This is a genomic window from Spirilliplanes yamanashiensis (assembly GCF_016863475.1).
GTDB classification, from domain to species: domain Bacteria; phylum Actinomycetota; class Actinomycetes; order Mycobacteriales; family Micromonosporaceae; genus Spirilliplanes; species Spirilliplanes yamanashiensis.
The window spans coordinates 57,501-82,059 of sequence record NZ_BOOY01000032.1 but is presented as its reverse complement, the minus strand read 5'-3'; the positions used below and the strand labels follow the sequence as shown (position 1 = coordinate 82,059).

At 76.6% G+C, this 24,559-nt stretch carries 24 protein-coding genes and 1 pseudogene; 14 read left to right on the top strand and 11 right to left on the bottom strand.

Annotated features, from left to right (window positions below):
• Positions 1-105 precede the first annotated feature (105 nt).
• The 6 genes and pseudogenes from rnhA to Sya03_RS22900 form a co-directional block, all read right to left on the bottom strand.
• Positions 106-558 (bottom strand): annotated as a pseudogene (gene rnhA, locus Sya03_RS31200) (ribonuclease HI); the annotation flags it as partial.
• A 9-nt stretch (positions 559-567) separates the two neighbouring features.
• The gene (locus Sya03_RS22920) at positions 568-1,452 is read right to left on the bottom strand and encodes an NmrA/HSCARG family protein (RefSeq protein WP_203940437.1); all 885 of its coding nucleotides are present in this window, start codon (positions 1,450-1,452) and stop codon (positions 568-570) included.
• A 137-nt stretch (positions 1,453-1,589) separates the two neighbouring features.
• Entirely contained in the window at positions 1,590-2,288 is a 699-nt protein-coding gene (locus Sya03_RS22915) for a cyclase family protein (protein WP_203940436.1), read from the bottom strand.
• On the bottom strand, positions 2,288-2,590 hold the full coding sequence (locus Sya03_RS22910) for an MmcQ/YjbR family DNA-binding protein (protein WP_203940435.1): 303 nt from the start codon (positions 2,588-2,590) through the stop codon (positions 2,288-2,290). The genes Sya03_RS22915 and Sya03_RS22910 overlap by 1 nt, the downstream gene beginning before the upstream one ends.
• Positions 2,587-3,840 carry an enolase C-terminal domain-like protein gene (locus tag Sya03_RS22905; RefSeq protein ID WP_203940434.1) on the bottom strand — a complete coding sequence of 418 codons (1,254 nt, stop codon included), beginning with the start codon at positions 3,838-3,840 and terminating at the stop codon, positions 2,587-2,589. The genes Sya03_RS22910 and Sya03_RS22905 overlap by 4 nt, the downstream gene beginning before the upstream one ends.
• Positions 3,837-4,679, bottom strand: a complete 843-nt coding sequence (locus Sya03_RS22900; RefSeq protein WP_203940433.1) for an NAD-dependent epimerase/dehydratase family protein — start codon at positions 4,677-4,679, stop codon at positions 3,837-3,839. The genes Sya03_RS22905 and Sya03_RS22900 overlap by 4 nt, the downstream gene beginning before the upstream one ends.
• A gap of 138 nt (positions 4,680-4,817) precedes the next feature.
• On the opposite strand from Sya03_RS22900, the gene uraD reads away from it, so the two are divergent.
• Genes uraD through Sya03_RS31635 form a run of 8 tightly spaced genes read left to right on the top strand, consistent with a single transcriptional unit; the run spans position 4,818 to position 11,608 of the window.
• Positions 4,818-5,312, top strand: coding sequence for a 2-oxo-4-hydroxy-4-carboxy-5-ureidoimidazoline decarboxylase (uraD, locus tag Sya03_RS22895; RefSeq protein WP_239107781.1), 495 nt, complete (start codon positions 4,818-4,820; stop codon positions 5,310-5,312).
• Entirely contained in the window at positions 5,302-5,658 is a 357-nt protein-coding gene (gene uraH, locus Sya03_RS22890; RefSeq protein ID WP_203940432.1) for a hydroxyisourate hydrolase, read from the top strand. The genes uraD and uraH overlap by 11 nt, the downstream gene beginning before the upstream one ends.
• 2 nt (positions 5,659-5,660) lie before the next feature.
• Complete coding sequence (pucL, locus tag Sya03_RS22885; RefSeq protein ID WP_203940431.1) at positions 5,661-6,518, top strand: factor-independent urate hydroxylase; 858 nt, start codon at positions 5,661-5,663, stop codon at positions 6,516-6,518.
• The gene (locus tag Sya03_RS22880) at positions 6,518-7,369 is read left to right on the top strand and encodes an FAD binding domain-containing protein (RefSeq protein WP_203940430.1); all 852 of its coding nucleotides are present in this window, start codon (positions 6,518-6,520) and stop codon (positions 7,367-7,369) included. The genes pucL and Sya03_RS22880 overlap by 1 nt, the downstream gene beginning before the upstream one ends.
• Complete coding sequence (locus tag Sya03_RS22875; RefSeq protein WP_203940429.1) at positions 7,366-7,827, top strand: (2Fe-2S)-binding protein; 462 nt, start codon at positions 7,366-7,368, stop codon at positions 7,825-7,827. The genes Sya03_RS22880 and Sya03_RS22875 overlap by 4 nt, the downstream gene beginning before the upstream one ends.
• Complete coding sequence (locus Sya03_RS22870) at positions 7,824-9,179, top strand: 8-oxoguanine deaminase (RefSeq protein WP_203940428.1); 1,356 nt, start codon at positions 7,824-7,826, stop codon at positions 9,177-9,179. Before Sya03_RS22875 ends, Sya03_RS22870 begins: the two co-directional genes overlap by 4 nt.
• On the top strand, positions 9,176-11,479 hold the full coding sequence (gene pucD, locus Sya03_RS22865) for a xanthine dehydrogenase subunit D (protein WP_203940427.1): 2,304 nt from the start codon (positions 9,176-9,178) through the stop codon (positions 11,477-11,479). Before Sya03_RS22870 ends, pucD begins: the two co-directional genes overlap by 4 nt.
• Before the next feature lie 6 nt (positions 11,480-11,485).
• Entirely contained in the window at positions 11,486-11,608 is a 123-nt protein-coding gene (locus Sya03_RS31635) for a hypothetical protein (RefSeq protein WP_275411475.1), read from the top strand.
• Positions 11,609-11,680: 72 nt separating this feature from the next.
• Here Sya03_RS31635 and Sya03_RS22860 read toward each other — a convergent pair whose 3' ends face one another.
• On the bottom strand, positions 11,681-12,766 hold the full coding sequence (locus Sya03_RS22860; protein WP_203940426.1) for a fibronectin type III domain-containing protein: 1,086 nt from the start codon (positions 12,764-12,766) through the stop codon (positions 11,681-11,683).
• A 198-nt stretch (positions 12,767-12,964) separates the two neighbouring features.
• On the opposite strand from Sya03_RS22860, the gene aceB reads away from it, so the two are divergent.
• Genes aceB through alc form a run of 4 tightly spaced genes read left to right on the top strand, consistent with a single transcriptional unit; the run spans position 12,965 to position 17,962 of the window.
• Positions 12,965-14,497, top strand: coding sequence for a malate synthase A (gene aceB / locus Sya03_RS22855; RefSeq protein ID WP_203940425.1), 1,533 nt, complete (start codon positions 12,965-12,967; stop codon positions 14,495-14,497).
• Positions 14,497-15,603 (top strand): DUF6986 family protein, encoded by a 1,107-nt coding sequence (locus Sya03_RS22850; RefSeq protein WP_203940424.1) that lies wholly within the window; start codon positions 14,497-14,499, stop codon positions 15,601-15,603. The genes aceB and Sya03_RS22850 overlap by 1 nt, the downstream gene beginning before the upstream one ends.
• Before the next feature lie 35 nt (positions 15,604-15,638).
• Positions 15,639-16,946, top strand: coding sequence for an allantoinase AllB (allB, locus tag Sya03_RS22845; RefSeq protein WP_203940423.1), 1,308 nt, complete (start codon positions 15,639-15,641; stop codon positions 16,944-16,946).
• Positions 16,943-17,962 (top strand): allantoicase, encoded by a 1,020-nt coding sequence (gene alc, locus Sya03_RS22840; protein ID WP_239107780.1) that lies wholly within the window; start codon positions 16,943-16,945, stop codon positions 17,960-17,962. The genes allB and alc overlap by 4 nt, the downstream gene beginning before the upstream one ends.
• Here alc and Sya03_RS22835 read toward each other — a convergent pair.
• From Sya03_RS22835 to Sya03_RS22825, 3 genes are read right to left on the bottom strand one after another with little or no spacing between them, the layout of a single operon-like run.
• Positions 17,854-19,131 carry an MFS transporter gene (locus tag Sya03_RS22835; protein ID WP_239107779.1) on the bottom strand — a complete coding sequence of 426 codons (1,278 nt, stop codon included), beginning with the start codon at positions 19,129-19,131 and terminating at the stop codon, positions 17,854-17,856. The genes alc and Sya03_RS22835 overlap by 109 nt on opposite strands.
• Before the next feature lie 24 nt (positions 19,132-19,155).
• Complete coding sequence (locus Sya03_RS22830) at positions 19,156-19,602, bottom strand: hypothetical protein (protein WP_203940422.1); 447 nt, start codon at positions 19,600-19,602, stop codon at positions 19,156-19,158.
• A 32-nt stretch (positions 19,603-19,634) separates the two neighbouring features.
• Positions 19,635-20,420 (bottom strand): transglutaminase-like domain-containing protein, encoded by a 786-nt coding sequence (locus Sya03_RS22825; RefSeq protein WP_239107778.1) that lies wholly within the window; start codon positions 20,418-20,420, stop codon positions 19,635-19,637.
• A 137-nt stretch (positions 20,421-20,557) separates the two neighbouring features.
• On the opposite strand from Sya03_RS22825, the gene Sya03_RS22820 reads away from it, so the two are divergent.
• Entirely contained in the window at positions 20,558-21,745 is a 1,188-nt protein-coding gene (locus Sya03_RS22820; protein WP_203940421.1) for a phosphotransferase family protein, read from the top strand.
• Entirely contained in the window at positions 21,742-22,887 is a 1,146-nt protein-coding gene (locus Sya03_RS22815; RefSeq protein WP_239107777.1) for a protein-L-isoaspartate O-methyltransferase family protein, read from the top strand. Before Sya03_RS22820 ends, Sya03_RS22815 begins: the two co-directional genes overlap by 4 nt.
• Here the strand turns inward: Sya03_RS22815 and Sya03_RS22810 are convergent.
• Positions 22,836-24,413 carry a phospholipase D family protein gene (locus Sya03_RS22810; protein WP_203940420.1) on the bottom strand — a complete coding sequence of 526 codons (1,578 nt, stop codon included), beginning with the start codon at positions 24,411-24,413 and terminating at the stop codon, positions 22,836-22,838. The two genes, Sya03_RS22815 and Sya03_RS22810, sit on opposite strands and share 52 nt — an antisense overlap.
• Between the last annotated feature and the right edge of the window lie 146 nt (positions 24,414-24,559).

The following is a 24,559-nucleotide window of genomic DNA, read 5'->3' as shown; positions in this document are numbered from 1 at the left end:
CTTCGTCGTGGCCCGGCATCTAGCCCCGTCGCCGGCCACCGTGGCCGGCCGTGCGGCTCGGCGCTGCGCTTTCGGCGGCGGCGGGACCGGGATGCCCGCGGCTTCCATGGCCTCCCGTTGGCCCCGGGCGGCGAGCCGGTCGGCGCGTTCGTTCTCGACGTGGCCGGCGTGGCCCTTCACCCAGTGCCAGGCGACCTCGTCGTGGCGGGCGACGGCGGCGTCGAGGTCGCGCCACAGGTCCTCGTTCTTGACCGGCTGGCCGTCCCGGGTGCGCCAGCCGTTGCGTTTCCAGTTCGCCACCCACGACATGATGCCGTTGCGGACGTAGGTGCTGTCGGTGTACAGGTCCACGACGGACGCCCGGGTCAGGGCGGTCAGCGCCCGGATGGGGGCGGTGAGTTCCATCCGGTTGTTCGTCGTGGGGGACGACTCGCCGCCGCACAACTCCTTCTCGACGTCGCCGTAGCGCAGCAGGGCGCCCCACCCGCCGGGGCCCGGGTTGCCGCTGCACGCGCCGTCGGTCCAGATCTCGACCCGTACCGCTCCCAGCCCCGCCACCCGGACAACCTACCGTGACCGTCCGCCTGCGCTGCGGACCAGCCGCCGGGTCAGCCACTGACGTACCGTCAGAGCCGCCGGAAGCAGTTCGCGGGTCGGCTCCGGGTCGATGTCGAACTGTGCCGTCCGCAGCCACCGCCACATCGTGATCAGGTCCGGGCCGACGATGCGCCGGAACATCCACGCCGGCATGGGGACGCGGCGCGGCGGGCGGCCGTGCAGGTCACGCCAGATCTCGCGGCACTGTGAGATCGACCGGACGTCCGCGGCGAGGGCCAGGTCGGCGCCGGCGAACCGGTCGGGCTCGGCGAAGACGCGGGCGGCGATCGCGCCGAGGTCGTCCGCGCAGATCCAGCCGACCGGCCGGTCGGGACCCATCAGCTTCGGCATCAGCGACCACGTCGACACCGGCGGGACGAAGTCCCGGTCGGTCATCAGCTCCATGAAGGCCATCGGCCGCAGCACGGTCAACGGCAGCCCCAGTGCCCGGATGTGCGCCTGCACGACGAGCTTGGAGTTCCACGAGCCGATGCCGGTGTCCGCCGCGCCCGTGCCGGCGGAGCCGTACACCACGTGTTCCACGCCGGTCGCCCCGGCGGCGTCCGCCACGTTCAGGCCCTGGGTGATCTCGGCCTCCGTGCCGCCCGGCAGGAAGTTCTGCACGCTGTACAGGCCGTACGCGCCGCGGAACGCGGCCACCAGGTCCGCGGGGGCCGTCATGTCGGCGCGTACCACCTCGGCGCCCAGCACGCCGAGGGCGCGGGCCGCCGGCCCGTCCGGCCGGCGGGTCAGCGCCCGCACCCGCCACCCGCCGGTCAGCAGGTGCCGCGCGACGGCGCCGCCCTGGCGGCCGGTGGCCCCGGTGACGGCGACGACGCGGTCACGGCCGGCCATCGGCGCTGCCCGCGGGACTCGCTTCCGTCGTCATGTGCCCATGGTGCGCCCTGGCCGGTCACCGCCGAACCGACGTCCGGCCGGACCCGGGTGGGTCGTTCGCCCGGCGTCGCCGTGCGACTGCGGGGCACCGCGGGTCAGGCGCGGTCGGGGATGAGGCCGTAGACGGTGGCGGGGCTGCCGCTGCCGCCGCGGTTGCGGACCCCGCCAGCCAGCACCCACGCCCCCGCCGGCGGCATCCGGTCCAGGTGGGCCAGGTTCTCCAGGGTGATCCGGTGTTCGCCGTAGAGGAGCCGGGACACCGCGTACGTCGGGTCGGCGCCCGGGTCGGGGCCGAACGTGTCGGTGCCCAGGGCGCCCTGCCGGCCCAGTCGGCCGGTGTCCAGCAGCCAGCGCACCGCGGCGACGCTGAAGCCGGGCTGGTGCGGCGTGCCGGACGCGTCGGCGTTGGCGTACGCGGGCGTGCCCCAGCGGGTGTCCCAGCCGGTCCACAGCAGCACCGCCGCGCCGTCGGGGATGCGGCCGTGGGACACCTCGAACGCCTGGAGTTCGGCGACGGTCACCGCGTGGTCGGGGTCGGCGGCGGCCTGCTCGCGCACGTCGACGACGACGGCCGGGCGGCACAGGTCGGTGGCGTCGAGCTGGTCGGCGGCGCGGCCGTCCGGGTCGAAGTGGACGGGTGCGCCCCAGTGGGTGCCGGTGTGCTCGCCCTGGTCGACGCGCTGCAGGTAGTAGCCCTCGGCGTGCACGGCGGTCAGCGTGAACGGCGGGTCGCCCGGGAACAGCGGCGTGGTGTCCGGGTCGTTGACGTGGGACAGGAAGACGGGGCGGAACATCAGCGGCCGCCGACGAACGCGGCCGCCTCGCGGGCGAGCGGTTCCCACGTCCGCGGGTCGGCGACGGTGACCCACTCGCGCATGGGGGCGCCGCGGCCGGACGCGAACGGCTCGCCGGCGCCGGACGCGATCAGCTCGCGGACCCGGTCGGCGGGCAGCTTGACGGTGAGCCCGCCGGGCATCTCCATCGCGAAGATCCGGCCGTGCACCTTCAGCGCGGACGCCCCGAAGGCGCGGCCGGCGCCGGGCGGGGTGACCCCGGGCAGCGCGGTCAGCGTGGTCACCAGCTCGGCCCAGGTCACGGCGCCTCGATGCCGCCGTCGGGCCGGCGCACCCGGGCGGTCCAGCGCTCGTGGGCGTGGAACACGGGCGGGTGCGCGGCCGCCAGCTTCTCGTCGAGGTCGACGCCCCAGCCGGGCGCGTCGGAGGCGTACGCGTAGCCGGCCTCGATGAGCGGCGTGCCGGGGAACATCTCGTGCACCGCCTCGGAGTAGACGGTGCCCTCCTGGATGCCGAACGCGGGGCTGCTCAGGTCGAGCGCCAGGTTGCAGGCGGCGCCGACGGGGGACACGTCAGCGGGGGCGTGCCACGCCGTCTGCACCCCGGTCAGCTCGCACAGGCCGGTGAGCTTGCGGGCCGGGGTGAGGCCGCCGACGGCGGACACGTGCAGCCGGATCAGGTCGACGCCGCCGCCGGTGATGAGCCGGGCCGCGTCGGGCACCGAGCCGGCCAGCTCGCCCACCGCCAGCGGCACGGGCGACGCGGCCCGCACCTCGGGCAGCCGGTCGTAGTGCTCCGGCGCGATCGGGTCCTCCAGGAAGAACAGCTGGTACGGCTCCAGCGCGCGGGCCAGCACGACGGCCTGCTTCGGGGTGAGCCGGCTGTGCACGTCGTGCAGCAGCTCGACGTCGTCGCCGAACCGGTCGCGGGCGGCCGCGAACAGCTTCGGCGTCTGGCGCAGGTACACCCCGACGTCCCAGCCGTCCGGGTAGGGCGCGCCGGGGTACGCGCCGGCGGTGCCCGGCGCGCCGTACGTGCCGAGGCCGGGCCCGCCGGTCTGCAGCCGCACGTGCCGGTAGCCGGCCTCGACCAGCGCGGCGGCGGCGTCCAGGGTGTCGCCGATGGTGGCACCGGACGCGTGCAGGTAGACCGGCACCGCGCCGCGCACCCGGCCGCCGAGCAGCTCGTACACGGGCATCTGCGCGCGCTTGCCGGCGATGTCCCACAGCGCCATGTCCACGCCGGACAGGGCGCTGTTGAGCACGGGCCCGTGCCGCCAGTACGACGAGAAGTGCACCAGCCGGGCGATGTCGGAGATGTCGGCGGGGGAGCGCCCGATCAGCAGCGGCGCCACGTGCTCCTCGACGGCGGCGACGACGGCGGCGAAGCGCTGGGTGAACGTGGCGCAGCCCAGCCCGTACAGGCCGGGCTCGTTGGTGTCGACCCGGACGACGACGAGGTTGACGCCCTCGGGCGCGGTGACGACGGTGCGCACCCCGGTGATGCGCAGCCCGTCGCGGGCGGGCCAGGGCGCCTGCGCCTCGTCGATCATCGGGTGCCCTCCACGGGGTAGGGGTGCGCGGCGGTGAAGCCGAGCAGGTCACGGGCGGGGTCCAGGTCGATCGGCACGGCACGGCCCGGGAAATGCGGGCGCGGCACGTCCGGATGGAACGCGTCGAGCAGCTCGTCGGTGGGCCGGTCGGTCAGTGTGTCGGGGGCCGCCACGTAGACGACGTGGCAGCCCGGCTCGGCCGGGGTCAGCGCGCGGACCAGGGCGTCGGCGGCGTCGCGGGCGTCCAGGTAGCTCCACACGTCGGACGCGCCGCTCGCCGGGTCGGCCGCGTACCGCCGGGCCATCGCCGGCAGCCGGTCGTCCACGGTGCCGACGAACGGCAGGCGCAGCGCCACCACCGTCGTCCCGTAGGTGCGGTGGACCATGTCGGCCGTCAGCTCGTCGGCCCGCTTCGCCAGCGCGTACGGGTCGGTGGCCTGCAGCGGCAGCGCCGCGTCGACCGGCAGGTACGGCATCCGCAGCGGCCGGGTCGCGAACGGCAGCCCGCTGATCGCGTAGCTCGACGCGATCGCCGCCGCGCGCACCCCGGCCCGGCCGGCGCCGTCGAGCACCGCGAACGTGGCCTGGGTGTTCGTCGCGAACAGCTCGACCGGCTCCACGCCGATCGGCGCCGGGATCGCCGCCAGGTGGATCACCCGGTCGACGCCGTCGAGCGCGTCGGCCACCACCGCCGGGTCGGCGGCGTCGCCCACCACCACCCGGCCGGCCGGCAGCTCCGCCGGTTCGCGCACCAGCGCGGTGACCTCGGTGCCGGACAGTCGGTCGAGCACCGCCCGGCCGATCAGCCCGGCGGCGCCGGTGACCAGGACCCGACCCACCCCGCGAACCTATCAACATCGGCGATCGGCGGCCGATACGTCGCGCCGTCGTTAATTCGTGCGCAAACCCGTGCACCGGGCGCGCACCGCTGCTTGACTGGCAGGGCGCGCAGGGCGGTCACGAGGGGGTGACGCGGGTTGCTGGAGGCGTTCAACGGGCTGCCGGCCGAGCACGCCGAGCGGGAGCTGCTGGCGTGCTGCGCCGCGCCCGCCTGGGCCGCCGCCGTCGCCGCGGGCCGCCCGTACCCGTCGACGGCGGCCCTGCTCGCCGCGGCCGACGCCGCCGCGCGCGACCTGAGCTGGGCGGACGTCGAGCAGGCCCTGGCCGCGCACCCGCGCATCGGCGAGCGCCCCGCCGGCGACTCCCGCGAGGCCGCCTGGTCGCGCCGCGAGCAGGGGGCGGCGGACGCCGGCGCCGCCATGGCCGCCGCGCTGGCCGAGGCCAACCGGGCGTACGAGGAGAAGTTCGGCCGGGTCTTCCTGATCTTCGCCTCCGGGCGCACGGCGGACGAGCTGCTCGCCGCCGCCCGGGAGCGGCTCGGCAACGACGAGCGCACCGAGCGCGCCGTCGTCGCCGGCGAACTGCGCAAGATCGCACTGCTGCGGCTGGAGAGGCTCATCGATGAGCGGTGACGGGACCACCGGGCACGTCGTGACCGTGTCCACCCACGTGCTGGACACGGTGCGCGGCGCGCCCGCCGCCGACGTGTACGTGCGGCTGGAGCGGCGCGACTCCACCGGCTGGCGGCAGCTGTCCGAGGGGCACACCGACGCCGACGGCCGGGTCGCGCACAGCGTGCCCATGCGCAGCTGGCAGGCCGGCGGCTACCGGCTGGTGTTCTACGTGGAGCCGTACCTGGGCGGCGGCGCGTTCTTCCCCGAGATCATCGTCGCGTTCCAGCTCACCGACACCAGCCGCGACTACCACGTGCCGCTGCTGCTCAGCCCGTACGGCTACACCACCTACCGCGGGAGTTGACAATGGCGATCGTGCTCGGGCCCAACCGCTACGGCAAGGCCGAGACCCGGCTCGTGCACGTCGCCCGCGGGCCCGGCCGGCACGCCCTGACCGACCTGAACGTCAGCACCAGCCTGTCGGGCGACCTCGCCGCCACCCACCTGACCGGCGACAACGCCGGGGTGCTCGCCACCGACAGCCAGAAGAACACGGTGTACGCGTTCGCCCGCGAGCACGGCGTCGGCGAGCCGGAGGCGTTCGCGGCGCGCCTCGCCCGCCACTTCACCGGCGCCCTGCCCACCATCACGGCGGCCACCGTCGCGATCGAGCAGTACGGCTGGACCCGGCTCGGCCCCCACTCGTTCCAGCGCGACGGCGGGCACACCCGCACCTGCCGGGTCACCGCGGACGGCGACGGCGTGACGGTGGTGTCCGGGGTGACCGGCCTGGTGCTGCTCAACACCACCGACTCGGAGTTCCACGGCTTCCCGCGCGAGCGGTACACGACCCTGCCCGAGACCACCGACCGGGTGCTCGCCACCGCCGTGGACGCCCGCTGGCGGCACCTGGGGGACGACGCCGACTGGGCGGCGTCCTGGGCCGGGGTGCGCGACGCGCTGGTGGAGGCGTTCGTGGACACCTACTCGTACTCGTTGCAGCAGACCCTCATGGCCATGGGCACCCGGGTGCTGAAGCGGCGGCCCGAGGTCGCCGAGATCCGCCTCGCCCTGCCGAACCGGCACCACCTGCTGGTCGACCTGGCGCCGTTCGGCCTGGACAACCCCAACGAGGTGTTCGTCGCCGCCGACCGGCCGTACGGGCTCATCGAGGGCACCGTGACCCGCGACGACGTCGCCGCCGCACCGGGACAGTGGTGGTGATGGATTTCCACGCACCCGGCACCCTCGCCGACGCGCTCGCCGTCAAGGCGGCGCACCCGGACGCGCTGCCCATCGCGGGCGGCACCGACGTCATGGTCGACCTGAACTTCGACCGGCGCCGCCCGCCCGCGCTGATCGACCTCACGCGGGTCGGCGAGCTGCGCGCGTTCGGCGCCGACGGCGCGCACCTGCGCATCGGCGCCGGCGTGCCGTACCGGCAGATCATCGACCAGCTCGCCGCCCGCGCGCCCGGCCTGGCGCTCGCGGCCCGCACCATCGGCTCCCCGCAGATCCGCAACCGCGGCACGCTCGGCGGCAACCTCGGCTCGGCGTCGCCCGCCGGCGACGCCCACCCGCCGCTGCTGGCCGCCGGGGCGGTGGTCGAGCTGGCGTCCGTGCGCGGCACCCGCACGGTGCCCGCGGCCGAGTTCTTCACCGGCCCCAAGCGCAGCGTGCTGGCCGCCGACGAGCTGGTCACCGCGGTGCTGCTGCCGGTCGCGCCCGGGCCGCAGCAGTTCGCCAAGGTCGGCACCCGCACCGCCATGGTCATCGCCGTCTGCTCGTTCGCCGTGGCCCTCGACCCGGTCGCGCGCACCGTCGGCACCGGCATCGGCTCGGCCGGGCCGACGCCGCTGCGCGCCACCGCCGCGCACGACCTGCCGCTGCCCTGGGACACCGCCGGGCCGCTCGACGACGACCTGGTCCGGCGCTTCGGCGAGCTGGTCGCGGCCGCCGCCCGGCCCATCGACGACGTGCGCGGCACGGCCGCGTACCGCCGGCACGCCCTCGGCGTGCTCGCCCGGCGCACCCTGACCTGGGCGTGGGACGACTACCGGAAGGGGCGCGCGTGAGGGTCACCTGCACCGTCAACGGCGAACCGCGCGAGGCCGACGACGTCTGGCCCGGCGAGAGCCTGCTCTACGTGCTGCGCGAGCGGCTCGGCCTGCCCGGCGCCAAAAATGCGTGCGAGCAGGGCGAGTGCGGCTCCTGCACCGTGTACCTCGACGGCACCCCGGTGTGCGCCTGCCTCGTCGCCGCGGGCCAGGCGCAGGACGCCGCGATCGTCACCGTCGAGGGGCTGCCCGCCGCCGGGGCGCTGGACCCGGTGCAGCAGGCGTTCCTGGAGACCGGCGCCGTGCAGTGCGGCTTCTGCACGCCCGGCCTGATCGTCGCCGTGCACGACCTGCTCGCCCGGGTGCCGCACCCCGCCGACCCGGAGATCCGCGAGGCGCTCGCGGGCAACCTGTGCCGGTGCACCGGCTACGAGAAAATCATCGACGCGGTCCGGCTGGCGGCGAGCCGCGCGTGATCGTCATCGAGAACTGCGCCGTCGCCACGGTGGACGCCGCGGGCACCGAGCACGCCGACGGCCACGTCGTCGTCGGCGACGACGGCCGCATCCGCGCGGTCGGCTCCGGCCACGCCGGACGGTTCCCGGGCCCGGTGCGCCGCATCGACGGCACCGGCTGCCTGCTCACCCCCGGCCTGGTGAACACCCACCACCACCTGTACCAGTGGGCCACCCGCGGCCTGGCCCAGGACGAGACCCTGTTCGGCTGGCTGAAGGCGCTGTACCCGATCTGGGGCCGGCTCGACGCCGAGGTCGTCGGCTCCGCGGCGGCCGCCGGGCTGGGCTGGCTGGCCCTGTCCGGCTGCACGCTCAGCACCGACCACCACTACGTCTTCCCGAACGACGGCGGCGACGTGCTGGAGGCGGAGATCGCGGCGGCGCGGCAGATCGGCCTGCGGTTCCACCCGTGCCGCGGCTCGATGGACCTCGGCGCGAGCGACGGCGGGCTGCCGCCCGACCGGATCGTCGAGGACACCGACGCCGCCCTGGCCGCCACCGAGGCGGCGATCGGCCGCTGGCACGACCCCGCGCCGGACGCCATGCTGCAGATCGGCGTCGCGCCGTGCTCGCCGTTCTCCGTCACCCCGCGGCTCATGACCGAGGCGGCCGAGCTGGCCCGCCGCACCGGGGTCCGGCTGCACACCCACCTCGCCGAGACCGCCGACGAGAGCGACTACTGCGCCGAGCAGTTCGGCTGCACCCCCGCCGAGTACGCCGAACGGCTCGGCTGGCTCGGCGACGACGTGTGGCTCGCCCACGGGGTGCACCTCGACGACGCCGCCGTCGCCCGGCTCGCAGCCACCGGCACCGGCGTCGCGCACTGCCCGTCGTCCAACGCCCGGCTCGGCGCCGGCATGGCCCGCCTGCGCGACCTGCTCGACGCGCGGGTGCCCGTCGGCCTCGGCGTCGACGGCGCCGCCTCCCAGGAGGCCAACCAGCTCTCCAGCGAGCTGCGCCAGGCCCTCTACACCGCCCGGCTGCGCGGCGGGCCCGCGGCGCTGACCGCCCGCGAGGCGCTGCGGCTCGGCACCGCCGGCGGCGCCCGCCTGCTCGGCCGCGACGCCGACCTCGGCTCCATCGAGCGCGGCAAGCTCGCCGACCTGGCGCTGTGGCGGCTCGACACCCTCGGCCACGAGGGCATCGACGACAAGGTCGCCGCGCTCGTGCTCGGCCCGCCCGCCCCGGTCGAGCTGCTGCTCGTCGGCGGCGCCCCCGTCGTCGAACGCGGCGCGCTGGTCACCGCCGACGCCGACGCCCTGGCCCGCGGGGCGCGGCGCGCCCACCGCAAACTCATGAAGGCGGCGCGATGACGACCACCGTGTCCACGACCCGCGGCGGCGTCGGCGACAGCGCCCTGCGCCCCGACGGCACCCTCAAGGTCACCGGCGAGTTCGCGTTCTCCTCCGACCTGTACGCCGACGACATGCTGTGGGGCGCCACCCTGCGCTCGCCGCACCCGCGCGCGCTCATCCGGTCCGTCGACATCGGCGCCGCCCTCGCCCTGCCCGGCGTGTACGCCGTCCTCACCGCCGACGACGTGCCCGGCGAGCGCCGCTACGGCCTGGAGGTCGTCGACCAGCCCGTCCTGGCCGGGCGCTCCGTGCGCTACCAGGGCGAGCCCGTCGCGATCGTCGCCGCCGACCACCCCGAGACCGCCCGCCGGGCCGTCGCCCGGATCACCGTCGACTACGAGGTGCTGGCGCCCGTCACCGACCCGGAGGCCGCGCTGGCGCCCGGCGCGCCGCAGGTGCACGAGGACGCCGACGACGACCCGCGCGCCGGGCACAGCGAGCCCGGCCCCGACCAGCCGCTCGGCACCGGCAACCTCACCCGGCACGTCCCGGTGCGCCGCGGCGACCCGGCCGCCACCGCGCCCGTCGTCGTCGCGGGCCGCTACGAGATCGGCATGCAGGACCAGGCGTTCCTCGGCGTCGAGTCCGGCCTCGCCGTGCCCGCCGAGGACGGCGGCGTCGACCTCTACATCGCCACCCAGTGGCTGCACGTCGACCAGAAGCAGGTCGCCGCCTGCCTCGGCCTGCCCGCCGACAAGGTGCGGCTCACCCTCGCCGGCGTCGGCGGCGCGTTCGGCGCCCGCGAGGACCTGTCCATGCAGGTGCACGCCAGCATGCTGGCCCTGCGCACCGGCCGCCCGGTCAAGATGGTCTACAGCCGTGAGGAGTCGTTCTTCGGCCACGTCCACCGCCACCCCGCCGTGCTGCACTACGAGCACGGCGCCGACACCGACGGCACGCTGGTCTACGTGCGGGCCCGGATCGTGCTCGACGGCGGCGCGTACACCTCCAGCACGCCCGCCGTCGTCGCCAACGCCGCCACCCTCGGCGTCGGGCCGTACACCGTGCCCAACGTGGCGATCGACGCCTACGGCGTCTACACCAACAACCCGCCCTGCGGCGCCATGCGCGGCTTCGGCGCCGTCCAGGCTTGCTTCGCGTACGAGTCGCAGATGGACGCCCTCGCCGCCGCCCTCGGCATGGACCCCGTCGAGCTGCGCGCCCGCAACGCCCTCACCACCGGCGGGCTCATGCCCACCGGCCAGCTCGTCGAGGGCCCCGCGCCCGTCGCCGAGCTGCTGCGCCGCGTCCGCGACCTGCCGCCCGCGCCCGCCGGCGCCGACTTCCTGCCCGGCGGCGTCGCCAACACCACCCGCGGCGAGGGCGTCGTGCGCGGCGTCGGCTACGCCATCGGCATCAAGAACGTCTGCTTCAGCGAGGGCTTCGACGACTACTCCACCGCCCGCGTCCGCCTGGAGGTGATCAACGGGCGGGCCGTCGCGCTCGTGCACACCGCCGCCGCCGAGGTCGGCCAGGGCCTGGTCACCGTCCAGCAGCAGATCGCCCGCACCGAGCTGGGCGTCGACCAGGTCACCGTCGCCACCGCCGACACCCGCGTCGGCAGCGCCGGCTCGTCGTCGGCGTCGCGCCAGACGTACATGACCGGCGGCGCCGTCCGCGCCGCCTGCCGCCTGGTCGCCGACCGCGTGTACGCCCGCGCGGGGGTCCCCGAGGGGCGGTTGCGCGACGGCGCCGTGCTCGACGCGTCCGGCGCGGTGGTGGCGTCCCTGGCCGACGTCGTCGGCGACGACCCGATCGAGCAGACCACCGAGTACCGGCACCGCCCCACGTCCCCCCTCGACCCGGAGACCGGCCAGGGCGACGCCCACGTCCAGTACGCCTTCGCCGCCCACCGCGCCACCGTCGACGTCGACGTGGAGCTGGGCCTGGTCAAGGTCGTCGAGATCGCCACCGCCCAGGACGTCGGCAAGGCCGTCAACCCGCAGGCCGTGGTGGGCCAGATCCAGGGCGGCACCGCGCAGGGCATCGGCCTGGCCCTGATGGAGGAGATCCAGGTCGTCGACGGCCTGGTGCGCAACCCGTCGTTCACCGACTACCTGATCCCCACCATCCTGGACATGCCACCGACCCGCGTGGACGTGCTCGAACTCGCCGACCCGCACTCCCCGTACGGCCTGCGCGGCGTCGGCGAACCCCCGACGATCTCGTCGACCCCGGCGGTGGTGGCGGCCATCCGCGCGGCCACCGGCCGGCCCCTGCCGCGCGTCCCGGTCCGCCCGGAACACATCGTCGGCTGACGGGCGGTGTGCCACGTCCGGCCGGTCGCCGGGGCGGGGGCGGCGCAGCTGCCGGTCACGCCGGAGCCGGTGCTGCACGCCGTCGCCGACGGGCAGCCGCCCGCGGGCGTGGCGCCCGCCGCGGCCTGACGGTGCCGGGCCCCGCCCGGGCCGCGCGCTCGGCGGGGCGGCGCGACCCGGACAGGGCGTTCCGGGGCGGGGTCAGGCCGGCAGCGTCGTCGCCCAGCTCGGCGCGGACCGCGGCGACTCGCCGCGCGCGTTGACCCCGGTGGCCTCGACGCGGTAGGTGCGGTCCCGGGCCAGGCCGTCGAGCTGCAGCGCCGGGCCCGGCACGCGGCGGGCGAGGACGCCGTCGACGTACACCGCGTAGCCGTCCGTGGCCGCCGCGACGGCCTCCCACGCCAGCCACAGCGTGCCGGCCGGGCCGGGCGTGGCGATCAGGTAGCGGGGGCCGGAGGGGGCGCTGTCCGCGTCGGCGGGGGTGGTGACCGTGACCGGGTCGGAGACGCCGCGCGCCAGGTACCAGTTCTCCGCGACGACCCGCAGCGTCTGGGTGGTCGCCTCGCCCACCGTGACGACCGCCGACGTGGCGCCGCCCGGGGCGCGGGCCACGACGGCGCCGGTGCCGTCGACGACGGCGTAGCCGGCGGCGCGGGCGGCGGGCTGCCACGACAGCACGACCGCCCGGCTGAGCACCCGCTCGGCGGTGACGCCGGTCGGGCGGGCCGGGGCGCCGGTCGGCGGGTCGCCGCGCAGCCAGATCTCGTCGGCGGCGTAGCGGCCCTGCGCGTACCAGCCGGAGACGGCGATCTCGACGGTGTGCGCGGTGGCGGCGGTGCGGAACGTGTGGGTGACGAACGTCCAGTCCGGCGCGGCGGGCACGCTGGTGGCGGAGCCGTAGCCGGTGACGCCGAGGTGCACCCAGTCACCCTTCACCCACGCGGACAGGGTGTAGGCGGTGTCCGGCCGGACGGCGACCGTCTGCGCGCACCGGCCGGTGGAGTTGGTGCTGGTGGTGCCCTCCAGCGCCCCGCGCCCCCAGCGGGCCGCGCCGGTCACGCGGGCGTCCTCGCAGGTCCAGTCGGCGAGGCCGCCGCTCTCGAAGCCGCCGCCGCGCACCAGCACCGGGGCGGGCGGGGTCGGCGGGGCGGGCGTCATCCGCGGCGCCGGCCGCGCGGGTGATCCGGCGGGTGATCCCGCGGCGGAGGCGGCGGGGGCGGCGAGGAGGCCGGCGGCGAGCGCCGCGGCGGCGGTCAGGGTGGCCAGGGCGGTGGCGGGTCGGTTCATGCGGGGCCTCTCCGGCCGGTGGGGGCGGGACGCTCGCAGTCAACGGTGTCGATGCCCGCGCGGTCCAGGGTCCTAAGGGAACAGTGCCGGGCCCGTTCGCGCCGCCCGCAAGGGCAGCGGCACATCGATCGCTTCCGGCCCGGCGCGCACACTCGACGGATACGGTACGGAGGCAGTCCGCGAAAGGAGCCGGGTCCCGTGACGGAGATCCTCACCGACGACGCCGTGGCGTTCGTCCTCGACCTCAACCGCCGCTTCGCCGCCCGCCGCGACGAGCTCGTGGCCCGCCGCGCCGGCCGCCGCTCCCGGCCGTTCGACTTCCTGCCCGAGACCGCGGACATCCGCGCCGGCGACTGGACGGTGCCGCCCGCGCCCGCCGACCTGACCGACCGGCGCGTCGAGATCACCGGCCCCACCGAGCGCAAGATGACGATCAACGCGCTGAACTCCGGCGCCAAGGTGTGGCTGGCCGACCTGGAGGACGCCAACACGCCGCACTGGTCCAACGTGGTCGACGGCCAGCGCAACCTGTACGAGGCCGTCCGGCGCACCATCGCCCTGGACACCCCGACGAAGCGCTACGAGCTCGGCGGCGGCCCGTACCCGACGATCGTGGTGCGTCCGCGCGGCTGGCACCTGGACGAGCGGCACCTTCCCGTGGACGGCCGGCCCGCCGTCGGGGCGCTGGTCGACTTCGGGCTGTACTTCTTCCACAACGCCCACGAGCTCCTCGAGCGGGGTTCCGGCCCGTACTTCTACCTGCCGAAGATGGAGTCGCACCTCGAGGCGGCGCTGTGGAACGACGTGTTCGACCACGCCCAGGACGCCCTCGGCATCCCGCGCGGCACGATCCGGGCGACGGTGCTGATCGAGACGATCCCGGCCGCGTTCGAGATGGACGAGATCATCTGGGCGCTGCGGCCGCACCTGGCGGGGCTGAACGCCGGCCGCTGGGACTACCTGTTCAGCATCATCAAGAACTTCCGCGACGACCCGGCGAAGATCCTGCCCGACCGGGCCGCGGTGACGATGACGGCGCCGTTCATGCGCGCGTACACCGACCTGCTGGTGGCGACGTGCCACCGGCGCGGCGCGTTCGCGATCGGCGGCATGGCCGCGTTCATCCCCAGCCGCCGTGACCCGGCGGTGAACGAGGTGGCCCTGGCGAAGGTCCGCGAGGACAAGGAGCGCGAGGCCGGCGACGGCTTCGACGGCTCCTGGGTGGCCCACCCCGACCTGGTGACGGTGTGCCGGGAGGTCTTCGACCGGGTGCTCGCCGGCCGGCCCAACCAGCTCGACCGGCAGCGCCCCGACGTCGCCGTCACCGCCGCCGACCTGCTCGACACCGCGTCGGCGGGCGGCGCCGTCACCGAGGCCGGGCTGCGCTCCAACGTCACCGTCGCCCTGCAGTACCTGGAGGCGTGGCTGCGCGGCAACGGCGCCGTCGGCATCAACAACCTGATGGAGGACGCCGCCACCGCAGAGATCTCCCGCTCGCAGGTGTGGCAGTGGATCCACAACGGGGTGCGCCTCGACACCGGCGCCACCGTCACGCCGGAGCTGGTGCACCGCATCGAGGACGAGGAGCTGGCCGCGCTGCGCGACGCGCTCGGCGAGCCCGCCTGGGCGCAGTCCCGGTTCGCCGACGCCCGCACCCTGTTCGAACGGGTCGCCCTCGCCGACGACTTCGCCGACTTCCTGACGAGGCCGGCGTACGAGCTGATCGACTGATGTCGCTCGACGACGAGGTCGACGCCCTCTGCGCGCCCGCCGACGCGGCCCTGGCCCGGTTCTACCCGGGGCCGCGCCGCGGCCGGCAGCCCGTGCACACCGTGTACGTCCCGGCCGACCGGATCGGCCCCGGCCTGGTGGACGAGTGGGGCGCGGCGGCGCTCGGCCTGACCGGCGCGCTCGGCGACGGCGACGTCCGGGCCCGGGTCGAGGCGAAGCTGCGCGCCGAGCCGATCGAGGACCTGCGGGTCGACTGCGAGGACGGCTACGGCCCCCGCGACACCGAGGACGCCGACGTGCGTGCCGCCGCCGCCGCCCTGCGCGACGCGGATCGCCGGCCGCCGTTCGTGGGGGTGCGGATCAAGTCGTTCGAGCCGCCGACGCGCCGCCGTGGCCTGCGCACCCTGGCGCTGTTCGCCGAGGCGTACGGCGGGCCGTTCACCGTCACGCTGCCCAAGGTGAGCCACCCGGCGCAGGTGGAGGCGCTGGTGCTGGCCTGCGACCGGCTGGCGCCCGGGGCCGTGTCCGTCGAGCTGCAGGTCGAGCTGCCCGCCGCGGTGCTCGGGCCGGCCGGGGCCGCCACCGTCGCCGAGCTGATCACCGCCGCGCGGGGCCGCTGCACCGGCCTGCACTACGGCACGTACGACTACAGCGCCGCCGTGGGCGTCGCCGCCGCGTACCAGTCGATGGAGCACCCCGCCGCCGACCACGCCAAGGCGGTGCTGCAGGTGGCCGCCGCCGGGCGCGGCGTGTGGGTGTCCGACGGCTCCACCAACGTGCTGCCGGTCGGCGACCCGGACGCGGTGCGCGCCGCGCAGCTGCTGCACGCCCGGCTGGTGCGCCGCTCCCTGGAGCGCGGCTTCTACCAGGGCTGGGACCTGCACGCCGGCCAGCTCCCGACCCGCTTCGGCGCCACGTACGCGTTCTTCCGCGACGGCCTGCCCGCCGCCCGGCAGCGCCTCGCCGACTACCTGGCCCGGCGCAGCGGCGGCATCGCCGACGAGCCGGCGACCGCCCGCGCGCTCGCGGGGTACCTGCGCCGCGGCCTCGACTGCGGCGCCCTCGACGCCGCCGAGGTCGGCATCGATCTGGAACCACTGCTCTGAGCTGTTACGCCGCCACCGGGCGTTAAGGTGATCGCATGGCGTTCGACCTCGTGGTCCGGTCGCGGCGCGCGGTCACCCCCGACGGGGTCCGCCCGGCGGCCGTCGCGGTCGCGGCCGGCCGCATCGCCCACATCGCCGCCCACGGCGACCCGCTCGACACCCGCGCCGAGCTGGACCTCGGCGACGTCGCCCTGCTGCCCGGCCTCGTCGACAGCCACGTGCACGTCAACGAGCCCGGGCGCACCGAGTGGGAGGGCTTCGCCACCGCCACCCGCGCCGCCGCCGCCGGCGGGGTCACCACGATCGTCGACATGCCGCTGAACAGCGTGCCGCCCACCGTGGACGTCGAGGCGCTGGCCGTGAAGCGGCGCGCCGCCGCCGGGCAGTGCCACGTCGACGTCGGGTTCTGGGGCGGCGCCGTGCCCGGCAACGCCGGCGAGCTGCGCGCCCTGCACGACGCCGGGGTGTTCGGTTTCAAGGCGTTCCTCGTCGACTCGGGCGTGCCCGAGTTCCCGCCGCTCGACCCGGCCGGCCTGGACGACGCCATGCGCGCCGTCGACGCGCTGTTCGCCGTGCACGCCGAGGACGCCGGCCGGCTCGCCGCCGCGCCGCGCTCGGCCGCGTACGCCGACTTCGTCGCGTCCCGCCCGCCGGACGCCGAGGTGGACGCCGTCGCCACCGCGATCGCCGCCGCCCGGGCCACCGCCGCCCGCCTGCACATCCTGCACCTGTCGTCCGCCCGCGCGGTGCCGCAGATCGCCGCCGCCCGCGCCGACGGCATCCGGGTCACCGCCGAGACCTGCCCGCACTACCTCACCCTCACCGCCGAGGACGTGCCCGACGGCGCCACCGAGTTCAAGTGCTGCCCGCCCATCCGCGACGCCGCCAACCAGGAGGCGCTGTGGCGGGCGCTCGCCGCCGGCCTCGTCGCCGTCGTCGTGTCGGACCACTCGCCGTGCACCCCCGAGCTGAAGCGGGGCGACTTCGCGTCGGCGTGGGGCGGCATCGCGTCCGTCCAGCTCGGCCTGCCGGCGGTGTGGACCCGGGCCCGCGCCCGCGGCCACTCCCTGGCCGACGTGGTGCGCTGGATGGCCACCGGCCCCGCCGACCTGGTGCACCTGCCGCACAAGGGCCGGCTGGTCGTGGGCGCCGACGCCGACCTGGTGGCGTTCGACCCGGAGGAGCAGTTCGTCGTGGACCCGGCCGCCCTGCACCACCGGCACCCCGTCACCCCGTACGCCGGTCAGCGGCTCACCGGCGTCGTGCGGCGCACCTGGCTGCGCGGCACGGAGGTCACCGGCGACGACCCGCGGGGCCGGCTGCTCGTCCGGGGGTCGCGGTGAGCACCGACATGCCCGACCTGGCCTCCCGCGCCCTCGGCGGCACGGTCGTCACCGCGAACGACGAGTTCTTCGCCGCCGCCGACAACCTCGTCACCCCGGCCCCGCCCACGTTCACCGCGCAGACGTTCGGCCCCAAGGGCCAGGTGTACGACGGCTGGGAGACCCGCCGCCGCCGCACCCCCGGCGACGACCACGCCGTCGTCCGCCTCGGCGCGCCCGGCGTCGTGCACGTCGTCGTGGTCGACACCGCGTTCTTCACCGGCAACTACCCGCCGCACGCCACCGTGGAGGGCTGCGCCCTGCCCGGCTACCCCGGCCCGGACGAGCTGGCCGCCGCGGCGTGGTTCCCGCTGGTGCCCCGCGCCGACCTGGACGGCGACACCCGCAACGTCTTCCCGGTGTCGGTGCCGTACCGGTGCACCCACGTCCGGCTCACCATCCACCCCGACGGCGGCGTGGCCCGCCTGCGCGTGCACGGCGAGGTGCTGCCCGACCCGGCCCTGCTGCCGGACACCGTCGACCTGGCCGCCACCGAGCACGGCGGCCGCGTCGCCGGCTGCAGCGACATGTTCTACGGCTCGCCGCAGAACCTGCTCGCCCCCGGCCTGGCCCGCGTCATGGGGGAGGGCTGGGAGACGTCGCGGCGCCGCGACGCCGCCAACGACTGGGTCACCGTCCGCCTCGGCCTGCCGGGCACGATCGCGTTCGCAGACCTGGACACCAGCCACTTCAAGGGCAACGCCCCGGGCAGCGCCCGCCTGCGCGGCGCCGACGCCCGGGCCACCCCCGACCTGGACGCCCCGTCGGCGTGGTTCGACCTCCTCCCGCCGACCCCGCTGCGCCCGGACACCCGGCACCGCTTCCCGACCCTGGGCACCCCGGCGGCCACCCACGTCCGCCTGGACATCTACCCGGACGGCGGCATGGCCCGGCTGCGCCTCCACGGCCGCCCCGACCCGGCGGCCCTGTCCGCCCTCGCCGCTCGGCTCGACGCCACCCGCCCGCCCGCCTCCTGACCGCCGCCGGGCGGGTGGGTCACGAGCAGCCGGACCGCCGTGCCCGCGCACGCCGCCGCGGCGAGCAGCAGGGGAGGGGCGCTGCCCAGGGTCACCGCGGCCGAGCCCAGCGGGATCGCCGCCGCCACCGGGGCGAACAGCAGCGTGCTCGCCGTGGCGGAGACGCGGCCCAGCAGGTCGCCCGGGGTGCGCAGCTGGACGGCGGTCATGGCGGCGACGAGCGTCAGGGGCAGGCCGACGCCGGCCAGGACGCTGCACGCCACGGCCGCCCAGCCGGCCGGGACGAGGCGGCCCAGGCAGCTCGCCGCGAACAGGGCCGCGCCGAGGGCCCCCGTGACGGCGGGGCCGCGGCGGGTCAACAGGGCGCCGGCGGCGAGGCTGCCCGCGATGGAGCCGGCGCCCTGGGCCGAGCCGAGGACGCCGGCGAAGCTGGCGGGCAGGCCGATGTCGCCGGTGATGGTCTCGTAGACGGCCGCGGTGACGAAGCCGGAGGCGCCGATGGTGACGCCGCCGGTCAGCACGAGGGTGCGCAGCGGCCGGTCGGCGCGCAGGAACGCCATGCCGTCCCGCGCGCGGACGCGGCGCCGGGCCGGGGCGGGCGGGTCCGGCGGCAGGCGCAGGAGGCGGTACAGGGTGGCGGCGCCGAGCAGCAGGGTGGCGCAGAGGGCGGCGACCGGCCAGGCGCCGTGCCAGGCGTACAGGGCGGCGCCGGCGGCGGGGGCGACGAGTTTGGTGCCCTCCTGGGCGGTCATCCGCAGGCCGTTGACCGCGCCGAGTTCCGCCGCGGCGACGGCGGCGGGCAGCAGGGCTGACTCGGCGGCGTCGACGAGGACGTAGCTGACGCCGTAGACGAGCATGACGGCGAAGATCAGCCAGGCGTCGCGGCCGGTGCGCACGAGCGGCAGCAGGAGCAGGGCGGCGGCGGTGAGCAGCGCCGTGGTGACGAGCAGGGCGCGGCGGGGGAGGCGGTCGGCGGCGGCGCCGAGCAGCGGGCCGGCGAGGGTGGGTGCGAAGACGCCGAGCCCGACGAGCCCGGCGAGGGCGCTGGAGCCGGTCAGGTCGAGGACCCACACGCCGGCGGTGAGGGACATGGCGGCGCCCCCGAAGCCCGACAGCAGGGACACCGCCACGAAGATCCGGGTGTTCCGCGTCAGGGACTTGAGCCGCACGGGCTCAATCCTGTCGCCACCCGCTCACCGGGTCAAGGCCGCGGCGGTGAAGCGGGCCGCCGCGGACCGGGTGGCGGCGGGCGCGGCGGTGAGGTCGGCGGCAGTCAGGTCGGCGGCCACGTGGGCCGCCAGGGAGTACAGGGCGCCGGGCGGGGCGGTGGCCGCCGCGTCGAGGGTGGCCAGGGTGAGCGCCGGGCCGGTGCCGGCCAGGGCGGCGCGCAGCCCGGCCGCGGCGGCCCGCAGCTCGGTCACCGGCGGGGTGTCACCGTCGTGGTGACGGGTGGCGCGGAGCAGGCGGGCGTGCCGCTGCTCGGCGGCCTGCCGGGTGGCGACGCCCAGGGCCGCGGCGATCTGGGCCCAGGTGGCGCCGGCGGCCCGGGCGGCGGTCAGCAGCTCCAGCTCCTCGGCGTCCAGCTGGGCGCGGCGGGCCCGGAGGCGGGCGAGGCCGGTCAGCGTCGGTTCGGCGGGCATGGGGTCGAGCGTGCGCACCGGTGGCGCGATTGTCAACGCAACGTTGACAAGGTGGTGTGGTCGTCGACCGGCAGGTCGCCCGCCGCCACCGCGCTGATCTCCATGCCGGTCATCGTCATTGCGCCCGTGACGCTGGTGGAGAACGCCACGTCGGCGGCGTCGCGGCCGGTGGCGATGCGCATCAGGGTGGGCCGCGGGGCCAGCCGGGTGGCGTCCACCACGCGCCAGGCGCCGTCGACCGCCGCCTCGGTCACCAGGTGGAAGTCCATCGGGGACAGGCCGGGGGCGTACACGGCGGCGACCCGCGCGGGCACCCCCGCCGCGCGGCACAACGCCGTGGTGAGGTGGGCGTAGTCGCGGCACACCCCCTGGCCGGCGAGCAGGGTGTCGACCGCGTCGGTGGTGGGCCCGCTGACCCCCGCGACGTACCGCAGCCGGTGGTGCACCCAGGCGGCGATGGCCGTGATGTCGCCGCCGACGTCGCCCAGCTCGCCGAGGGCGAAGCCGGCGATGCGGTCGCTCGGGCAGTAGCGGCTGGGGCGCAGCGCGCGGATCCGGTCCACGTCGGTCACCGGCGGCGGGCCGTCGCCCGCGCTCACCTCGGCCGTGTACGTCACGCTCAGCGGGCCGGCCGGGGCGTGCACGACGTGCTGGCGGCCGCCGTCGTCGGGCAGTTCGGTGACGTCCAGCGGGCGGCCGCCGGAGGTGACGGAGAGGCGTTCGCCGGCCGGGTGCGGCACGGCCACCCGCAGCACGATCTCGGCGGCGGCGGTGACGTCGTAGGACAGGGCGGCGGTGACGCTTCCGAGCACGGGCACGCCGCCACGCTAGATCGTCCGGGCCCGCCCGGCCAGCGGACCGGGGGTGCGGCACGGGCCCGGCGGGGCGGGCGCGGCGCGGATCGCCGGGCCGGCGCGGTGGCGGTGGTTGCGCGACCGGGATAGCGTCCGATCTCGTGGGCCGCACCGTCACTCTCGTCCTCGTCGACGACGCCGGCGTGCCGCTGGGAGCCCTCCCGCCGTTCAAGGTCCAGACGCCCTGGTGGCAGGAGGTCGGCGACGTCGTCGCCGGCGCCCGGCTGCGCTACGGCGTCGACGTGGACGTGCTGCGCCTGGTCGACGCCGAGCAGGCGGCCCCGCCCGGCGGTCCCGTGACGTACGCCGCGCAGCTGCGCTCCGGACGCCCCGACCGGCTGCTGCCGGTGCCGATGCCGATGGGCGTGCACCCGGCCCGGGCCGCGTACGCGCACCCCAACGGCCCCCGCGCCTCGGTGGACTGGGCGGCCGGGCAGCTCGCCGGGCTCGGCCGGCCCGACGTCACGGCCGTGCAGCTGCGCACCTGGAACCTGTCCGCGATCTGGCGCCTGGACGCGCGCGGCCGCCCGGTGGCCTGGCTGAAGCAGGTGCCGCCGTTCTACGAGCACGAGGCCGCGGTGCTGCGCGCGGTGGCCGACGCGCAGCCGGGCATCGTGCCGCGGGTGCTCGCGTCGGGCGAGCACGGCCGCATCCTGCTGGCCGACGTGGAGGGTACCGACCGCTACGGCGCCGACGCGGGGGAGTGCGCCGCGATCGCCGCCGACTGGCACCCGGTGCAGGTGGCGCTCGCGGACCGGGTCGACAAGCTGCTCGCGCACGGCGTGCCGGACCGGCGCGACCCGGTGGCGCGCATCCGCCAGGTGGCCGCCACCCGGCGCATCGACGTGCCCGGCCTCGCGGAGCTGGTCGACGGCCTGGACCGGCGGCTGGGCAAGGTCGCCGAGTGCGGGCTGCCCGACACGCTGGTGCACGGCGACCTGCACCCGGGCAACGTGCGGTCCGGCGGGCAGCGCCGGGTGCTGCTCGACTGGGGCGACGCGGGCGTGACCAACCCGGCGTACGACGTGATCCGGCTGACCGAGGGGCTCGCCCCGGCCGGCGCGGAGGAGGTCGTCCACGGCTGGGCGCTGCGCTGGCGCGCCGACGCCCCGGGCAGCGTGCCGGAGCGCGCGGTGGACCTGCTGCGCCCGGTGGCCCAGCTGCGGGCGGCCGTCACCTACGCCGACTTCCTCGGCGCCATCGAGCCGTCGGAGCGCCCGTACCACGCCGGTGACGTGCTGCGCTGCCTGCAGGCGGCGGTGACGGCGGCCCGGGCGGTGCGGCCGTGAGCGCCGACGCGCGGGCGCGGCTGGTCGCCGAGCTGCGCGAGCAGGTGCCGGGGATGAGCCCGGCGCTGGAGAAGGCGTTCGCCGCCGTGCCCCGCGAGGTGTTCCTGGCCGGCGGCTTCCACCGGCGCGAGGGCCGCGGGCGGGTCGCGCCGGGCGACAAGGACTTCCTCGGGCTCGTCTACACCGACGACGCCCTGGTGACGAAGAAGCGGGGCGGCGTGCCCGTCAGCTCGTCGAGCCAGCCGTCGCTGATGGCCACGATGATCGCCGCGCTGGACGTCGAGCCGGGCATGCGGGTGCTGGAGATCGGCGCCGGCACGGGCTACAACGCGGCGCTGCTGGCGGCGATGGGCGCCGAGGTGGTCAGCATCGACGTCCAGGCCGACGTGGCGCACCGGGCGGCCGTGGCGCTGGAGCAGGCGGGCGTGCGCGGCGTGACGGTGCGCGCGGGCGACGGCTACGAGGGCGTGCGCGGCGAGCACGTCGACCGGGTGATCGTCACCGTCGGCGTGGCCGGGGTGTCACCGCACTGGCTGGCGCAGTCGCGCGGCGGCCCGATCGTGGCCCCGGTGCGGCACGCGGGCACCAACCCGGTGATGGTGGTGCGCACCGAGGCGGGCGAGCACGTCGCGGAGCCGGTCTGCTCGGCGGGCTTCATGACGGCGTCCGGGCCGCTGACCGCGCATCATCCGTGGGCCCACCCCGACCCGGCGGCGCGCGGCGAGCTGCCGCCGCTGGACCCGGCCGGGCCGCCGCGCTGGGACCCGCCGCTGGGCCTGGTCGCCTACCGGGACCTGTGGTTCGCGGCCGGGGTGTGGCACCGCCGGGCGACGTTCGCCGCGGTGCCGGGCGTGCCGTTCGGCCGCCTGGCGCTGCTGGACGAGCACCGCTCCGGCGGGGCGGTGATCGAGCCCGACGGCCGGGTGCTGGCCGGCGGGGAGGACGCGGCCCGGTACGCGGGCGACGCGGTGGCCCTGCTGAACCGCTGGGAGGCGGCGGGCCGGCCGGAGCTGACGGCCTGGCAGGGCACGCTGAGCCTGGGCGGCGAGCCGGCCGCCCCGATCTTCGTGCCGGTCGACTGGAGCGCCGGTCACCAGACGCCGTTGCGCCGGTCCCGCCAGCCGCGCCCGTCCGGGTCGTAGATCAACCGGTACGCGGGCACCGCCCACAGCCGCTGCCACCACGGCAGCCGCTCGGGCTCGTGCGGCACCAGCCGCCCCGGCGGGCGCGGGCCGGTGCGGCCGCCGCGGTGCCACGCCTGCAGCGCGTCGGCGGCGTGCGAGATGGTGCGCACGGCGTCGTCCGGGTCGACGAGCCCGTCGTCGGTGTCCCGGTCGAGGTGCTCGCGCATCAGCTGCAGCCGCAGCTCGCGGGCGTAGCGGCGGGCGCCGTCGCCCAGGCCCGCCGGGTCGGCCGGGGCGCGCCCGTCGGGGGTCTCGTCGAGCACGGCGCAGGACAGCTCGCTGTCGTGCGTCCACGAGCGACGGTTGAAGTTGTCGCTGCCGACGCTGGCCCACACGTCGTCGACGACGCAGACCTTGGCGTGCACGTACACCGGGGTGCCGGCGTGGTTCTCCACGTCGAAGACGTGCACCCGGTCGCCGCCGGCGCTGCGGCACAGCGCGATGGCCTCGGCGCGGCCGACCTTGTTGGGCGGCAGCGCGAACCGGCCGTCCACATCGGGGTGCCGCGGCACGACGGCGACGAGGTGCAGGCCGGGGTTGTCGCGCAGCGCGTCGGCGAACAGCTGCGCGACCTCCTTCGACCACAGGTACTGGTCCTCGAGGTAGATGAGGCGCCGGGCGCGCTGGACGGCCTTGGTGTAGCCGCGGGCGATGGTCTGCTCGCCCTGCTTGGCGAAGTCGTACCCGGGGCGCATGGCGGGGTAGGTGCGCAGCACCTGCACGGCGTGCGGGCCGCACGCGGGCGGGTCGGGCGGCTGCGGCGGCAGCTTGTCGGCCTTCAGGTCCTCGCCGGCGAAGCGGTCCCGCACGTAGGCGATGGGGCTGGTCACGTCGAGCGAGGTGGGGTCGATCCAGCGCTCGCGGAACGTGGTGTCCAGGGCGCCGACGACGGGCCCGCGCAGCGCGAGCTGCACGTCGTGCCAGGGCGGGCGCTCGCCGTACGCGCTCGACATGGTGACCGCCTGCGGGTCGCCGCCGTGCCCGGCGTCGTCGCGGCGGCTGTGGCACAGGTCGATGCCGCCGGCGAAGGCGACGTCGGCCTCCGGGTTGTCCGGGTGGCGCAGCACGACCAGCTTCTGGTGGTGCGAGCCGCCGCGGCGGACCCGCTGGTCGAGCAGCACCTCGCCGCCGGCCTGCTCGATGGCGTCGCCGAGGTGGCGGTTCTCCTCCTCGCTGTAGGCGAGCTTGTCGAGGTGGGAGCGCCAGATCAGGCCCTTGACGACGACGCCGCGCGCGGCGGCCGCGGCGAACAGCTCCGCCACGGTCGGCCCGTCGTCGCGCATGCGCTCGTCGGGGTCGCCCCGCCAGTCGGTGAAGAACAGGTGGTCGCCCTTCGCCAGGGCCTCGACCTCGGTGACGAGCCGGTCGAAGTACGTGACGCCGTGCACGAGCGGCTCGGCATGGTTGCCCTCGACCCAGGTGGGTACAGACGTGTCGCCGTTGTCCCGTTCATCTGCGGTCAGGAACCACTCCTGCAGTGCCACGGGCAGCCCTCCGAGGTCGACGAAGCCCTCACCGTATGCCCGCCGCCCGCGGGTCCGCACGTCCGGCGTCCCGTCCGCCGTGATCTGGAAGGAATCGTCCCACCGTGAGCAGCGAACCCCTCGCCACCACGCCCGCCGACACCGCC